The 15,740-nt window shown below is 48.6% G+C and carries 16 protein-coding genes and 1 other annotated feature; of the genes, 10 read left to right on the forward strand and 6 right to left on the reverse strand.

Annotated elements, in window-relative coordinates:
• Window positions 1–17: 17 nt before the first annotated feature.
• From deoD to HPC38_RS03480, 6 genes are all read right to left on the reverse strand, one after another.
• Window positions 18–737, reverse strand: coding sequence for a purine-nucleoside phosphorylase (gene deoD, locus HPC38_RS03455; protein ID WP_208119881.1), 720 nt, complete (start codon window positions 735–737; stop codon window positions 18–20).
• A gap of 9 nt (window positions 738–746) precedes the next feature.
• Window positions 747–1,985 (reverse strand): phosphopentomutase, encoded by a 1,239-nt coding sequence (gene deoB / locus HPC38_RS03460; RefSeq protein WP_208119882.1) that lies wholly within the window; start codon window positions 1,983–1,985, stop codon window positions 747–749.
• A 42-nt stretch (window positions 1,986–2,027) separates the two neighbouring features.
• On the reverse strand, window positions 2,028–2,819 hold the full coding sequence (gene deoC / locus HPC38_RS03465) for a deoxyribose-phosphate aldolase (RefSeq protein WP_208119883.1): 792 nt from the start codon (window positions 2,817–2,819) through the stop codon (window positions 2,028–2,030).
• Window positions 2,820–2,891: 72 nt separating this feature from the next.
• Window positions 2,892–4,163, reverse strand: a complete 1,272-nt coding sequence (locus HPC38_RS03470) for a NupC/NupG family nucleoside CNT transporter (RefSeq protein WP_208119884.1) — start codon at window positions 4,161–4,163, stop codon at window positions 2,892–2,894.
• Window positions 4,164–4,309: 146 nt separating this feature from the next.
• Window positions 4,310–5,128, reverse strand: a complete 819-nt coding sequence (locus tag HPC38_RS03475; RefSeq protein ID WP_208120064.1) for a 4Fe-4S cluster-binding domain-containing protein — start codon at window positions 5,126–5,128, stop codon at window positions 4,310–4,312.
• A 2-nt stretch (window positions 5,129–5,130) separates the two neighbouring features.
• The gene (locus HPC38_RS03480; protein WP_208119885.1) at window positions 5,131–6,672 is read right to left on the reverse strand and encodes a YjjI family glycine radical enzyme; all 1,542 of its coding nucleotides are present in this window, start codon (window positions 6,670–6,672) and stop codon (window positions 5,131–5,133) included.
• A gap of 258 nt (window positions 6,673–6,930) precedes the next feature.
• Window positions 6,931–7,052, forward strand: a sequence feature (His leader region).
• A 37-nt stretch (window positions 7,053–7,089) separates the two neighbouring features.
• Between HPC38_RS03480 and hisG the strand changes: the two genes are divergently transcribed.
• The 10 genes from hisG to hisIE all read left to right on the forward strand — a co-directional run bounded on the left by hisG (window position 7,090) and on the right by hisIE (window position 15,711).
• Window positions 7,090–7,989 carry an ATP phosphoribosyltransferase gene (gene hisG / locus HPC38_RS03485; RefSeq protein ID WP_208119886.1) on the forward strand — a complete coding sequence of 300 codons (900 nt, stop codon included), beginning with the start codon at window positions 7,090–7,092 and terminating at the stop codon, window positions 7,987–7,989.
• Between the two features lie 3 nt (window positions 7,990–7,992).
• On the forward strand, window positions 7,993–9,276 hold the full coding sequence (gene hisD / locus HPC38_RS03490) for a histidinol dehydrogenase (protein ID WP_208119887.1): 1,284 nt from the start codon (window positions 7,993–7,995) through the stop codon (window positions 9,274–9,276).
• A gap of 97 nt (window positions 9,277–9,373) precedes the next feature.
• Window positions 9,374–10,438, forward strand: coding sequence for a histidinol-phosphate transaminase (hisC, locus tag HPC38_RS03495; protein ID WP_208119888.1), 1,065 nt, complete (start codon window positions 9,374–9,376; stop codon window positions 10,436–10,438).
• A gap of 9 nt (window positions 10,439–10,447) precedes the next feature.
• Entirely contained in the window at window positions 10,448–11,542 is a 1,095-nt protein-coding gene (gene hisB / locus HPC38_RS03500; RefSeq protein ID WP_208119889.1) for a bifunctional histidinol-phosphatase/imidazoleglycerol-phosphate dehydratase HisB, read from the forward strand.
• A 42-nt stretch (window positions 11,543–11,584) separates the two neighbouring features.
• On the forward strand, window positions 11,585–12,439 hold the full coding sequence (locus tag HPC38_RS03505) for a GIY-YIG nuclease family protein (RefSeq protein WP_208119890.1): 855 nt from the start codon (window positions 11,585–11,587) through the stop codon (window positions 12,437–12,439).
• 13 nt (window positions 12,440–12,452) lie between these two features.
• Window positions 12,453–13,046: an imidazole glycerol phosphate synthase subunit HisH gene (gene hisH, locus HPC38_RS03510; RefSeq protein WP_208120065.1), complete on the forward strand. Its 594-nt coding sequence runs from the start codon at window positions 12,453–12,455 to the stop codon at window positions 13,044–13,046.
• A complete protein-coding gene (locus HPC38_RS03515) occupies window positions 13,046–13,543 on the forward strand; it encodes a protein disulfide oxidoreductase (RefSeq protein WP_208119891.1) in 498 nt (165 codons plus the stop codon). The genes hisH and HPC38_RS03515 overlap by 1 nt, the downstream gene beginning before the upstream one ends.
• A 38-nt stretch (window positions 13,544–13,581) precedes the next feature.
• The gene (hisA, locus tag HPC38_RS03520) at window positions 13,582–14,328 is read left to right on the forward strand and encodes a 1-(5-phosphoribosyl)-5-[(5-phosphoribosylamino)methylideneamino]imidazole-4-carboxamide isomerase (protein ID WP_208119892.1); all 747 of its coding nucleotides are present in this window, start codon (window positions 13,582–13,584) and stop codon (window positions 14,326–14,328) included.
• Window positions 14,310–15,083: an imidazole glycerol phosphate synthase subunit HisF gene (gene hisF / locus HPC38_RS03525; protein ID WP_208119893.1), complete on the forward strand. Its 774-nt coding sequence runs from the start codon at window positions 14,310–14,312 to the stop codon at window positions 15,081–15,083. Before hisA ends, hisF begins: the two co-directional genes overlap by 19 nt.
• Window positions 15,084–15,096: 13 nt before the next feature.
• Window positions 15,097–15,711: a bifunctional phosphoribosyl-AMP cyclohydrolase/phosphoribosyl-ATP diphosphatase HisIE gene (gene hisIE, locus HPC38_RS03530; protein ID WP_208119894.1), complete on the forward strand. Its 615-nt coding sequence runs from the start codon at window positions 15,097–15,099 to the stop codon at window positions 15,709–15,711.
• The last annotated feature ends 29 nt before the right edge of the window (window positions 15,712–15,740 follow it).

Below are 15,740 nucleotides of genomic sequence, written 5' to 3' on the forward strand. Positions count from 1 at the left end.
TTGTCGGTTGTGCGCCATTAGGCTTTGTCGTTTAACAATACCGCATCAAGCGCAATTTCAATCATTTCATTGAAGGTTAATTGACGCTCTTCGGCGCTGGTTTGCTCGCCTGTACGAATGTGGTCAGACACGGTGCAGATGGTCAAGGCTTTTGCACCGTATTCAGCCGCCACGCCGTAGATGCCAGCGGCTTCCATTTCAACCCCTAAAATGCCGTATTTTTCCATATAGTCAAACATTTCAGCATCTGGGGTATAGAACAAGTCGGCGGAGAACAAGTTGCCCACACGCACGTTCACACCGCGCGCGCGTGCTGCCTGTACCGCACTTTCCACCAAAGAATAATCCGCAATCGCAGCAAAGTCGTTGTCTTTAAAACGGATGCGGTTAACTTTGGAGTCAGTGCAAGCCCCCATGCCGATCACCACGTCACGCAATTTCACGTCTTCCTTCACCGCGCCGCAAGAACCAACACGAATGATTTTTTTCACGCCGTAGTCTTTCACCAATTCAGTGGCGTAAATCGAGCAAGATGGAATGCCCATGCCGTGTCCCATGACAGACACTTTGCGACCTTTGTAGGTGCCTGTGAAACCGAGCATATTGCGCACATTAGTGACTTGCTCTGGGTTTTCTAAGAATGTTTCTGCGATGTATTTGGCGCGCAGTGGGTCGCCAGGCATTAATACGACGTCTGCGAATGCGCCATCTTTAGCGTTAATGTGTGGAGTTGCCATAATCTATCCTTATTTTTCTTGTTTAAAATCAATAATGGTTTTGCCGTAATCCATTGGGCTTAAGTCAAAATAGTTGGCTAACGTTTGCCCGATGTCGGCGAAGGTATCACGTTTGCCTAAAAACTCGCGCGGTACATCGCTGCCGTACATCAACACAGGTATATGCTCACGGGTATGATCGGTGCCATGCCATGTTGGGTCACAGCCATGGTCAGCGGTGATAATTAACAAATCACCCTCTTCAATCAGTTTCAGCACTTCTGGCAAGCGTGAGTCGAAGTATTCAAGCGCTTGTGCATAGCCTGCCACGTTACGACGGTGTCCATAGTCTGAATCGAAGTTCACGAAGTTAGGGAATACGATGGTGTTATCCCCTGCGGCTTTGATTTCTGCCACGGTTTTATCGAAAATTTCTTCAATGCCAGTGGCTTTGATTTTGCGGGTAATCCCTGTGTGGGCATAGATGTCTGCAATTTTACCAATAGACACCACATCGCCACCTTTTTCGTCTACCAACTTTTGCAACACAGTGGCTGAAGGTGGCTCAATCGAATAGTCGTGGCGGTTACCTGTGCGTTGGAAGTTACCTGCACGATCGCCTACAAATGGGCGCGCAATCACACGGCCAATGTTATAGCCTTCCAGCTCTTCACGCACGATGTGGCACAATTCGTAGAGTTTTTCTAAACCATAGGTTTCTTCATGGCAGGCAATTTGGAACACAGAATCGGCCGAGGTGTAGAAAATCGGTTTGCCTGTTTTCATATGCTCTTCGCCAAGCTCATCTAAAATCACGGTGCCTGATGAGTGACAGTTACCCAAATAACCTGGAATGCCCGATTTTTCAACAATGCGATCCAAGAGCTCTTGCGGGAAGCTGTTTTTGTGATCTTTAAAATAGCCCCATTCAAACAACACTGGCACACCCGCAATTTCCCAGTGACCTGATGGGGTGTCTTTGCCCGAAGAAATCTCTTTAGCGTAAGCATAACCACCGATGATCTCGCTGTTTGCATCCATGCCTGCAGGCACGCTACCAGCAGATTCTTTTGCCGCCAGCGCAAGACCAAGTTTGGTTAGGTTTGGCAAATTCAATGGCCCTTGGCGATGCTCATTGTCCGCCTTACCTTCGGCACAAAGTTGTGCAATATGACCCAATGTGTTCGCGCCTGCGTCACCGAATTTTTCAGCATCGTCAGCCGCGCCGATTCCAAAGGAATCCATCATTAAGATAAATGCTCTTTTCATTATTTTTCTCCTAGCGTAGTACAACGCAAGTGACGTTGTCTATTAGTATGAGTTATCGGATTTAGACAACGAATCGACGCCTAAAGTTCGCAACAGCGCTGTCAATAGCCCTGATGCACCAAAGCGGAAATGTGAAGCGTCCAGCCATTTCTCGCCTAAAATATCCGCCGCCAGCTGTAAGTAGTGCTGCGCATCTTCACTTGTGCGCACGCCACCCGCGGCTTTAAAGCCCACTCTGTCCTCAACACCCATCTCTTTGATGGTATTAAGCATCACTTTTGCCGCCTCTGGCGTCGCATTCACGCTCACTTTACCTGTGGAGGTTTTGATAAAATCCGCACCCGCACGAATGGCAATTTCTGAGGCTTTTTTAATCAATTCAGGTGTTTTTAGTTCCCCTGTTTCAATGATAACTTTCAATTTAACGCCTGCATCAGCGCACACTTTTTTGCACTCTTGTACCAACACAAAACCGCACTTTTCATCCCCCGCCATTAAAGTGCGGTAAGGAAAAACAACATCCACTTCATCAGCCCCCGCTTGCACGGCATTGGCTGTTTCTGCAACCGCTTGCGCAACATCACTATTGCCATGGGGGAAGTTGGTGACGGTTGCCACTTTTACATGCTCAAGGCCAAGTTGTAAAAGGGTCTGTTTGGCCAATGGGACAAATTGTGGATATACACACACAGCCGCAGGCGCACCTTTTGGTGTATTTGCCTGATGGCAAAGTGCGGTGATGGTCGCGTCGGTGTCGTCGTCATTCAAACTGGTTAAATCCATCAATGACAATGCCCATTGAGCGGCATATTCAAGAGATTGCAAATTCGACATAAAAGCCTCGCTTTTTTATTATTGTTTTTTGAAAAAAGGACACCACGGGCAAGCCGTGGTGTGAAAGGTAAATTAACCGAGTACAACTGCGCCTGTCAAGCCAATGAAAAGGCCAGCAATGGTTGCACTCATCAAGTTAGACAATGATCCTGCGATAACCGCGCGGATACCTAAGCGCGCGATGTCGCTGCGACGATTTGGTGCCATAGTACCTAGGCCACCGATCAAAATCGCAATAGAGCTGAAGTTAGCGAAACCACACAACGCAAAGGTAATAATGGCTTTGGTTTTTTCATCTAACACCATTGGTGCGTTTTCACCGAGATAGCGGGCAAAGTCAACATAAGCGACAAATTCGTTAATTACCAATTTTTGACCGATCATCGCACCCGCCACTTCAGATTGTTCCCAAGGCACACCGATCACCCATGCAAGCGGGCGGAAGATCCAACCTAAAATAGTTTGCAAGTTCAAGTCGCCGTAGCCAAACCAGCCGCCCACACCACCAATGATGCCGTTAAGCATTGCGATCAAGGCGATAAACGCCAGCAACATCGCACCGATGTTAAGTGCCAATTGCATACCTGATGATGCACCCATCGCAGCGGCATCCAGCACGTTAGCAGGTTTGTCTGACTCATCAGACACCTCCAATGAGTCATCCACATGTTCTGTTTGTGGGTAGAGAATTTTAGCAAACAGCAAGCCACCTGGTGCAGCCATAAATGACGCAGCGATTAAGTATGGCAATGGCACACCCATTTGTGCATAACCAATCATAACCGCCCCCGCGATAGAGGCCACACCACCACACATGATGGCAAACAGCTCAGATTCCGTCATTGTGGCTAAATATGGACGCACCAACAATGGTGCTTCGGTTTGCCCCACGAAAATGTTCGCGGCCGCCGACATTGATTCCGTTTTAGAGGTTTTTAATACTTTTTGTAAAAATCCACCAATCAAACGAATAACCACTTGCATAATACCCAAATAGTACAACACCGAAATGAGGGAAGCGAAGAATACGATGGTTGGCAACACGCGCAGTGCAAACACAAAGCCACCGCCGCCAAACACTTCAAACATTTTGTCACTCACCAAGCCACCGAAAAGGAAATTAATCCCATCATTGCCGTAGCTAATCACTTTATTGACGGCTTCAGAAGCCGCTAACAAGGCTTGACGACCCGGTGGCACATACAGCACTAATGCACCGATACAAAATTGGATTAAAAATGCGCCAATTACTGTGCGCAAATTAATTGCACGACGATTGTTGGAAAAGATCACCGCAATGGCGATCAGTACCACGATACCAATAATACTCATTAGCGAGTTCATAAATTACCTCTAAAGTAGAAAAGAAATGTTGTTGAAATATGACTTATTATTACCGAAAAATCTTTATAAAAAATCCAAAAACGCGATCAAAATCAAACTTAGCTCGCCACAAACGTGCAAGTGCGGTTTTTTCAGTCATTCCGCGTTTAATAAATCGTCACCACCTTTGCCACCCCGCACGCTTTGGCTTGTTGTGCCAGTGCGTCAATCTCCTGCGTACTCGGGATGAACGACGTCAGTCCATCAGCGTCGCGCGCGCCCTTGGCATGCACGCGAATAATTTTTAGCAACACCTCGGGGTAGCGCTTTAATATGGCTCCAAGGTCTTGCACCAAGGCGTGTGCATCAAAAAAGCCGTTTATCGCCACCAACCGCACTTCTTCAATTTTGCCCATCGGCAACAAACGCGTGAGATTGTGCATATTGCGCGCCAAATTATCAAGTTTGATGTGCGCTCGCACACCTGCCATTGGGTTTGACCGCACTTTGCCTGCACGATTTTGTCGATCAAAACACAGCTGCTGCAAGCCCAAACCATTGCCTTTAATGTCAAATAAAAATTTGTCTGTAAGTGCAACCAACTCACGCATTGCCTCAAAATCAAAAAAGCCTGACGTATCAAGGTAACATGTTAGCCCTAATTCATGCACCGCCTGAAATAACGGCACCAATTTACGATGATGAATGGTTGGCTCACCGCCTGAAAAGGTCACCCCACGAATAAATGGCATGGCATTTTTCACTTCATCAAGTAAATACTGCAAACTCACCTCTCGCGCACTATCACTATGGCGGGCAATGGTTTCAGGATTATGGCAATAAAGGCAATTGAGCTTGCAGCCTTGCAAAAAAACACTTGTGCGATTACCTTGCCCTTCTACATTTGAAAACGGAATAATGCGGTGCAGCGGCAAATAAATCTCATCAAGAGCCCTCCCTTGACCGCACTTTGCCTTTTCCTGCACTATCACGCTGCACTCACATCCTGCTCGTCGCGTAATTGACGATCAAATACATCTGCACATTCGTCTGTGCCTGAGCCATACCACGTTGTGTCACGCAGCACCGCCTCGCCTTTTCTAAACCGTTCCACTTCACTTTTCTTCACCAAATAGCCCGTTACACGGATTAAATCAGTATTTTTCAAATAGGTGGTGATGTAACGATAGTTCAGCGCAAAAGCACCATCAATAATATCGACTACCGCATCGAGGTGATCAACATAAGTTTGGTCAAAGGCAAACAGATCGCCCGTGCCTGATGGGAAATATTGATGAAACGGTGCAGATTGTTTTAAATGCGCCAGCAATGTTGGCTCTTGCCCCACTTTAATACGGTGTGCAGGCGTATTAGCTTTGTCTTCTTCGTGGCAGCTTGCCCCCACTTGTGCATGCAGTAAATAATGGTTATTGGTGCGCTCAACATAAAGCCCACGGTGCGCTTGGTTCACTTCATCAAGTTTTTGCATAATTTGAGTGGCAATTTCATCACCGCGCGTACTTTGCCCAAAGGTTTCATTGAGTCCCTCTTTGGCTAACAAATGATTGGTGGCGTCCGCTAACCCCACAATGGCGATCATGCTAGTGAAGTTTTCCCGCGCGATAAAGCCTTCTTTCGCCAAAAACGAGGTGTTGAAAAAGTTTGCTTCTTCCACCAAAAAGCGGTGGCGTTTGTCCATAGTAGACAGTGCCATTTTCGCTACCCTAGGGAGCAGATCGTTGACCATCTGATCGACACTTTCGCATGCACGAGCGATGGTACCCAAACGCAGGCGGGTTAAGGTATATGCCCCACCACACTCTGGCAGCGCATTATAACAACTGGCAATGCCATACTGCTCACCCAGATCGTCAATATAATACGCATCATTGGCAAACGACGGTTTAGACACAAGCAAACAGGCTTTCGCTGCCAATTCGGCAAATTCACGACTGGTTTTCGTTTTGTCATAGCGAATGGACATATTCGGCGTGGTGTTTTCAAGCTCAATCACCGCTTGCAAGATCAAACGCCCCGCACGGGTATCGTATGGTCCGATATTCGCGTGGCAAAAAGAATCAGGAATGGTTTTATCAATATGATTTAAAAAGCGTTTAATTTTGATGAAATCCGTTTTTTCATCAGTAACGAATGGATCGAGCAACACATCTAAGCGCCCGATGTAAACAGGATAGGTGGTAATCGACGGCACATTCGCATATAAAATCAGCAAGCCATCAAGCACGTCATCGAGCGTTTGCGGCACTGGCAATTCTAAAAATTCACAGCCTTTTTTAATGTACACCGAATAATCTGGCAAAATATAACGCGGACGGTAAATGGCATAGCCCTCATTGAGATCACAAATCATCTGATTTTCAATGTGTTGCCACTCTTCATCGGTGTATCCCAACAACTCACGAGGATCGAATAAACGTTCAGCAATATTGCCTAAACACATCAACTTTTGCTGTGTTGTCAAATTCTCCGCTTTCACTGTGTCTAAAATATCTTGTAATGTTGCCAGCATGTCCACCCCCTGAAAAAATCTGATCAGTGAATTTTATCGAAAAGGAAAATCGCGAACAATCAGATTTTCGCAAACAAGCACACCAATGTTGAAATTTGAGAGCTTTCTCACATTTTTGGTGCGGAAAAGTAAAAGTGCGGTTTAATTATTTTTAAGCCATAAAAAATAATGCAAACAATGCTTGCATAAGCGTGCAAATTTCAGTATGTTATTGCCATTACACAGGAGCTATTACATGAATTTTGTTCGTACCACTCATCATCACCATCATTTCCCTGATTAGTCTTTCAGGCGCTTGGTGTTGCTTGGAAGATAACTTCCGAGTGATGTACGACACAGTCAAACTAACCCCTCGGAAGGCCTTTCGAGGGGTTTATTTTTGCCAATTTTCAATGAAAAGAAAAAGGATATAACACTATGTCAGAAAAAAAACGCTTACGCATTGCTATGCAAAAATCAGGTCGCTTGAGTCGCGATTCCCAAGAATTATTAAAACGCTGTGGGGTAAAAATCAATCTCAACGAGCAGCGCCTGATTGCTTATGCGGAAAATATGCCTATCGACATCTTGCGCGTGCGCGATGATGATATTCCTGGCCTTGTATTTGATGGCGTGGTAGATCTTGGGATTATCGGCGAAAATGTGCTGGAAGAAGAAGAGCTTACCCGCTTAAGCGCAGGTGAAGATGTGAAATATCAAATGCTGCGGCGCTTGGATTTTGGTGGCTGTCGCTTGTCGCTCGCTGTACCACAAGATGCTCAATACAATGGCGCGCAATCGCTGAATAATATGCGCATTGCCACCTCTTACCCACAACTGCTCAAGCGCTTTATGGCAGAGCAAAATATTTCATTTAAAAGCTGCTTGCTTAATGGCTCAGTGGAAGTGGCGCCACGCGCGGGCCTTGCTGACGCTATTTGTGATTTAGTTTCCACTGGCGCAACCCTCGAGGCCAACGGATTACGCGAGGTAGAAGTAATTTACCGCTCCAAAGCGTGTCTCATTCAACGCGACGGCGAATTAGAACCTGAAAAACAGGCGCTGATTGATAAACTCTTGACTCGTATGCAAGGCGTGATTCAAGCGCGTGAATCCAAATACATTATGCTGCACGCACCAAAAGCACGCTTAGAAGAGGTGGTGGCACTGCTGCCTGGGGTGGAAAACCCAACTATTATCCCCCTTGCCCACGATGAAGAACGCGTTGCGTTGCATATGGTCAGCCAAGAAACCTTATTCTGGGAAACCATGGAACAATTAAAGAAAATTGGCGCAAGCTCAATCCTTGTGTTACCAATTGAAAAAATGATGGAGTAAAACATGCAAGTATTAAAATGGAATGAGCTGACTAAAAATGAACAGCAACAAGCACTTGTTCGTCCAGCCCTATCAGCGTCAAATAATATTCAAAGTGCGGTCAGCACCATTATGTCGCTGGTGCGCGAGCAAGGCGACAAAGCACTCATTTCACTGACAGAAAAATTCGACAAAGAGCTGATTGACTCCGTTGTGGTCAACCAAGCACAAATCGACGCTGCCTGCGAACGCGTGGATGTGGAACTGAAAGCGGCGATCCAAAATGCCTATGATAATATTCGCACCTTCCACCAAGCACAAACCACGCCTGCTGTGGATATAGAAACGCAAGCTGGCGTGCGTTGTCAGGTGCTCACCCGCCCAATCAACCGCGTGGGGCTGTATATTCCAGGCGGCAGCGCACCGCTCTTTTCAACGGTGTTGATGCTGGCAATCCCAGCCAAAATTGCAGGCTGTCACAAAATTGTACTTTGCTCTCCTCCACCGATTGCCGATGAAATCCTCTATTGCGCCAAACTGTGCGGCATTGAAACCGTCTACTCTGTCGGCGGTGCACAAGCGATTGTCGCGATGGCCTTTGGCACTGAAAGTGTTGCTAAGGTGGATAAAATCTTCGGCCCAGGCAATGCTTATGTCACCGAAGCCAAGCGCCAAGTAAGCCAAATGCCAGGTGGTGCGGCCATTGATATGCAAGCAGGCCCCTCAGAAGTGTTAGTTATCGCCGATGAAATGGCCGATCCTGATTTTGTCGCCTCTGATCTCCTCTCGCAGGCCGAGCACGGCGCGGATTCGCAAGTGATGCTTATCACCCCAAGTGAAAGTTTAGCCCTTGAGGTGGATTTAGCGCTGGAAAGCCAGCTCTCGAAACTACCCCGTGCAGAAACAGCACGCAAAGCGCTTGAACACAGCCGCACCATTATCGCAAGCGATCTCGCTCAATGCGTTGACATCAGCAACACTTACGCACCTGAACACTTGATTGTGCAAATTCAAAACGCGCGCAGCCTGTTGCCATTGCTGGATAACGCAGGTTCCATTTTTCTCGGCGCCTATTCGCCTGAAAGCATGGGGGATTACGCCAGCGGCACCAACCACGTGCTGCCAACTTATGGCTATTCACGCACCAGCTCAAGCCTAGGCTTGGCGGATTTTTCCAAACGTATGACCGTGCAAGAACTTTCCCCACAAGGGTTTAAAGATCTCGCCAAAACGGTTGAACTGATGGCCAGCGCCGAACAACTCGATGCGCACAAAAATGCCGTCAGCATCCGATTAAAAACGCTCTAAGGGTAAGTGAAGTAGAACGAGAAGCAGCTGTTGCAAAAAATGCAACAGCTCAAAAAACGTGCAATAGAACCGTTAATAGTATTTAAGAGAGAACACCATGACAATCACAGCATTATCACGCAAAAACATTCAAGCGCTGACACCGTATCAATCTGCACGGCGTTTGGGTGGCAGTGGCGATATTTGGCTTAACGCGAATGAATATCACAGCTCGCCCGACATTGCGCTGCAAAACCGTACTTTTCACCGCTACCCTGAGGCGCAGCCGCAAACGTTGGTTTCGCGCTATGCCCAATACGCCGGCCTTGATGACAGCAATGTGCTGGTTAGCCGCGGTGGCGATGAAGCCATTGAGCTGATTATCCGCGCGTTTTGCGAGCCTGGCCAAGATGCCGTACTCTACTGCCCGCCAACTTACGGTATGTATGCGGTGAGCAGTGAAACCTGCGGCGTGGCGCTCAAAGCCGTACCGCTGCGTGAGGATTTTCAGCTGGATTTGAGCGAAATCAAACGCAATCTCAACAGTGTGAAAGTGGTGTTTGTCTGCTCACCGAATAACCCGACGGGCACGCTAATTAACCGTGACGACCTGACCGCACTTTTGGATATGACCGCCGAGCGCGCCCTTGTGGTGGTGGATGAGGCCTACATTGAATTTTGCCCGCAGCACAGTGTGACCGCACTTTTAGCGCGCTACCCGCACTTAGCGATTATCCGCACACTGTCTAAAGCCTTTGCCTTGGCAGGATTGCGTTGTGGTTTCACGCTCGCCAATGCCGAACTGATTGGCGTGTTACAAAAAGTGATCGCCCCTTACCCGATCCCGGTGCCAGTGAGCGACATTGCCGAGCAAGCCTTGAGTGAAGAGGGCTTAAACGCCATGCGTGTGCGGGTGCAAGAGGTGTTGGATAACCGCACTTGGGTGATCAACGCCTTGCAACAATGCCCGATTATCGAGCACGTTTTTGACAGCGCCACCAACTATGTGCTCTTTCGCGCCAAAGACGGCCAAGCCCTGTTTAAATACCTGTGGGACAACGGCATTATCCTGCGCAACCAACACAGCCAATTAATGCTGCAAAACTGCATCCGCATGACCATTGGCACCCAAGACGAAAACGAACGCACACTCGCTGCAATTAACGCATTTGCACAACGCTAAGGACTGATTATGACACAACAAAATATCCTGTTTATCGACCGCGACGGCACGCTAATTGACGAGCCAAAAACTGACTTTCAAATCGACAGCCTCGAGAAGTTAAAGCTCGAGCCGAACGTGATTCCCGCTTTGTTGAAACTCAAAGATAATGGCTACCGTTTTGTGATGGTCAGCAACCAAGACGGCCTAGGCACCGAGTCCTTCCCGCAGGCGGATTTTGACGCGCCCCACAACGCCATGCTGGAGATTTTCCGCTCCCAAGGCATTACCTTTGATGACATCGTGATCTGCCCACACAAGCCCGAAGACAACTGCGACTGCCGCAAGCCGAAAACCAAATTATTGAAAAAGTACATCAGCAAAAAACTATTTGACCCTGCCCACAGTTTTGTGATTGGCGATCGTGAAACCGATTTGCAATTGGCGGAGAATTTAGGCATTACAGGCTTACAATATCACCCTGAAAAATTACCGTGGGAGCTGATCGCAGAAAAGATCCTCGCCGAGAAAAAAGTGTATAAAGATCACGCACCACGCCACGCTAGCGTAACACGCACCACCAAAGAAACCGACATTCACGTGGAAGTATGGCTGGATGAAACAGGCGTGAACAACATCGCAACGGGCTTAGGCTTTTTCGACCATATGCTCGACCAAATCGCCACCCACGGCGGCTTTAGAATGAATGTGAAAGTCAACGGCGACTTGCATATTGACGATCACCACACCATTGAAGACACCGCACTGGCTCTCGGCGAGGCGCTTAAACAAGCCCTTGGCGACAAACGTGGCATCGCCCGCTTTGGCTTTGTGCTACCGATGGACGAATGCGAAGCACAATGCTCATTGGACTTATCGGGGCGCCCATACCTGAAATTTAAAGCTAAATTCACCCGTGACAAAGTCGGCGATTTCAGCACCGAAATGGTGGAGCACTTTTTCATGTCGCTCACCTACGCGCTCGCCTGCACCTTGCATTTGAAAGTCAAAGGCAAAAACGCCCACCACCAAGTGGAAGCCCTCTTCAAATGCTTCGGCCGCACCCTGCGCCAAGCCTTTAAAGTCGAAAGCGACGTGCTACCCAGCTCGAAAGGGGTGTTGTAATGGCAAAGTGCGGTGCGACCGCACTTTAATGAGGTAAAAATAATGGATAAAAATTACCCACGAACAATCCAAATTTTTCTTCCAAGCGGTGATCCGACAAGTATTCGCATCGCTGAACAGACAACATCTATCATGCGTGTCATTGAAGTGCCGCGGCGTGATTTGCCTGCCTTTTTAGCCATGGAAGATGCCAAGCAAGTGGCGCTTTATTTTTTAATTGCGGGTGAAAATAAAGAGCGTGTCTATATTGGGCAATCAAATGATATTGGCGCACGATTATTGCGCCATCATCAAGATCCTAGAACAGAATATGAAGACTGGGAGCGTGCGCTGGTGTTGGTTTCACTAACACGGAATTTAACCCAAACCCATGTGCTTTATCTTGAGGCACTATCGCTCGAAAAAGCCAAATCATGCGAACGTTATCAAGTTGTTAATGCAAATAATGGTCAAAAAACACATATTACTGCGCCCATGAAAGCAGACTGTGATCAAATCCATGATATCACCGCACTTTTACTTGCTACGCTAGGTTACCCAATTTTTGAACCGCTACTCACTGAACATAATGAACAGCAAACGATCTTTTGCTGTACTCGTGGTGGCGTAGATGCACAGGGCATTTACACCAATGATGGTATGGTCGTATTAAAGGGATCAAGTATGCCCTATGCAGTCAAACGCAAAATGGATATCAAATCCGTTGAAAAACGGGATCATTTTTTACTTAAAGGTATTCTTAGGCGTGAAGGTGATCGCTGTATTTTTCAGCAAAATTATCTCTTCCAAACCCCTAGCGGTGCATCAAGTTTTCTACTTTTAGGCTCATCTAACGGCTGGGTAGATTGGAAAACAAAACAAGGTATAACATTAAGTCAACATCAAGGGCGAGAATAGTTTAATAAGGAATATTATGAAACTCACCATCATCGACACAGGTTGTGCGAACCTGTCTTCTGTTAAATTTGCGTTTGATCGCCTAGGGATTGCCGCTGAGATTAGCCGTGATTTAAATGCGATCCGTTCAGCGGATAAATTGTTATTGCCCGGCGTGGGCACGGCGAATGCGGCGATGGCGAACTTGCGCGATCGCGATTTGATTGACACCATCCAAGCCCTCACCCAACCTGTTTTGGGCATTTGTCTTGGCATGCAGCTGATGACGGATTTCTCCACCGAGGGCAATGTGGCGGCGCTCGGCGTGATTGGTGGGCAAACTGAAAAGCTGCTTGACTGCGCGCTGCCACTGCCACACATGGGCTGGAACAAAGTGCGGTTTGAAGACGCCCACCCGCTGTTTGACGGGATTGCGCAAGACAGCTACTTCTATTTTGTCCACAGCTTTGGCGTGCGCCCAAACGAGCACACCATCGCCACCTGTGACTATGGCGAGCCATTCTCGGCTGCCATCGCGCGCGGCAATTTCTACGGCGTGCAGTTCCACCCCGAACGCTCCGGCAAAGCCGGCGCGCAACTGCTGCGCAATTTTGTGGAGAAAGTATAATGCGCCCTTGGATAAAAAAGGGGCTGAAAAATGTCATCGCCCTCGCCCTGACATTGCTGGTGCTCTCGCTGATTATCGACCACCTCCGCCGCCCCGTTGCGCCGCAAAATGCGCTGGCGCAAGAGTGGGTGGATATCAATGACCGCACTTTGCACTTGGGGCAATTGAGTGAGGAAAAGCCTGTGTTGCTCTATTTTTGGGGCAGTTGGTGCTCGATTTGTCGGCTCACTTCGCCTGCGGTGGCGAGCCTTGCCGATGAGGGCGTGCAGGTGGTGAGCGTGGCGTTGCGCTCGGGGGATAAAAGTGCGGTTGCGGCCTATTTGCGTGAGCACGATTATCACTTTCGCACCATTAATGACCCACAAGGCGTGCTGGCAAAGGCGTGGCAAGTGCAGGTCACACCGAGCATTATTATCATCAAACAGGGCAAAATTGTGCATGCCACCACAGGGCTTGCCAGCCCGTGGGGCTTGAAATTACGATTATGGTTGGCGTAAATGCGCTGATTTCAGAAAAAATTAGGAAAAGGAAGACTATGACAACATCACTTATCATTCCTGCGCTCGATTTAATCGACGGGCATGTGGTGCGCCTGCATCAGGGCGATTACGCCAAGCAGACCACTTACAGCGACGACCCGATCACGCAGTTTGCTGACTATGTAGCTCAAGGCGCCGAGCAGCTCCACTTGGTGGATTTAACGGGGGCTAAAGACCCAAATGCGCGCCAAACAGCCCTTATCGGCGAAATTATTGCGCAAACGGGCTGCCCTGTGCAAGTGGGCGGTGGCATTCGCAGTGAGCGTGATGTGGCGGACTTGCTCCAAGTGGGGGCGAACCGTATTGTGATTGGCTCAACCGCTATCAAACAGCCCAATATGGTGAAAAGCTGGTTTGCGCGTTACGGTGCGGAAAAATTTGTGCTGGCACTGGATATTAACATCATCAACGAGCAGAAATTGATCGCCATTCACGGCTGGCAGGAAACCAGCAACCTAACACTCGAGGATGTGATCGACGATTTCAGCCAAGTAGGCTTGCAACATGTGTTGTGCACTGATATCTCGCGTGACGGCACGCTCGCTGGTTCCAATGTGGATTTGTACCGCCAAGTGTGCGCACAATTTCCCAAAGTGCGGTTTCAGTCCTCAGGTGGCATTGGCTCGCTGTCGGACATTGAAGCCCTCAAAGGCACAGGCGTAGCTGGCGTAATCGTGGGCCGTGCGCTGTTGGAAGGCAAATTTAATGTGGCGGAGGCAATCGCATGTTGGCAAAACGGATAATTCCTTGTCTGGATGTGCGCGACGGGCAGGTGGTCAAGGGCGTGCAGTTCCGCAATCACGAAATCATTGGCGATATTGTACCGCTGGCGAAACGCTACGCTGAAGAAGGTGCTGATGAGCTGGTGTTTTACGACATCACCGCTTCGGCGCACGGACGCACCATTGATAAAAGCTGGGTGCAGCGCGTGGCAGAGGTGATCGACATTCCGTTTTGCGTGGCGGGCGGCATTAAAACCGTCGCCGATGCCGAGCAAATTTTCGCCTTTGGGGCGGATAAGATTTCCATCAACTCGCCAGCACTCGCCGACCCAACGCTTATCGAACGCTTGGCTGATCGCTTTGGCGTGCAGGCGATCGTGGTTGGGATCGACACTTGGCATGACGTTGAAACGGAGAAATACTGGGTCAACCAATTCACGGGGGACGAAAAACGCACTCGCCAAACCACTTGGCAAACGTTAGACTGGGTAGAAGAAGTGCAACGCCGCGGCGCGGGGGAAATTGTGCTGAACATGATGAACCAAGACGGCGTGCGCAACGGCTATGACCTCGTGCAGCTGAAAAAAGTGCGGTCAGTCTGCCACGTGCCACTGATTGCTTCAGGTGGCGCAGGCGAAATGGTGCATTTTCGTGATGCCTTTGTTGACGCCAACGTCGACGGCGCACTGGCTGCGAGCGTATTCCATAAACAGATTATTAATATTGGCGAGTTGAAGGATTATCTCGCCATGCAACAGATCGACATTCGTCGCTAACAGGAAGGACAATATGACAACACTGCCTGAAATCAATTGGCAAAAAGTAGACGGGCTGTTGCCCGTGATTGTGCAAAGTGCACTCACCAGTGAGGTGCTGATGCTTGGCTACATGAACCGCGAGGCGTTGGAAAAAACGTTGGCAGAGAAAAAAGTGACCTTTTTCTCACGCACCAAACAGCGGTTGTGGACCAAAGGCGAAACCTCAGGGCATTTTTTAAACGTGGTGGATATGAGCGTGGATTGCGACAACGATACGCTGTTGATCATTGCTGATCCGATTGGGGAAACCTGCCACACGGGGGCTGAAAGTTGTTTTCACCAATTTGGGCAAAGTGATGCGCTCAATTGGGTGTTTTTCGCCAAGCTCGAACGGCTTTTAGGCGAGCGCAAGCATGCCGATCCACAAAGCTCCTACACCGCACAACTCTACGCCCGCGGCACCAAACGCATTGCGCAAAAAGTGGGCGAGGAAGGGGTGGAAACCGCACTGGCTGCCACCGTGAAAGACCGTGAAGAAACCATCTGCGAAGCGGCGGATTTGGCCTATCACTTAACTGTGTTGCTGCAAGATGCCAACTTAAGCTGGGCAGATGTGATTGGCAAGTTGAAAGAACGGCATAAATAATGCCCACAAAAAACCGCACTTTGATGATT

Origin of the sequence: Spirabiliibacterium pneumoniae (assembly GCF_014884995.1) — a bacterium.
Taxonomy (GTDB): Bacteria; Pseudomonadota; Gammaproteobacteria; order Enterobacterales; family Pasteurellaceae; genus Spirabiliibacterium; species Spirabiliibacterium pneumoniae.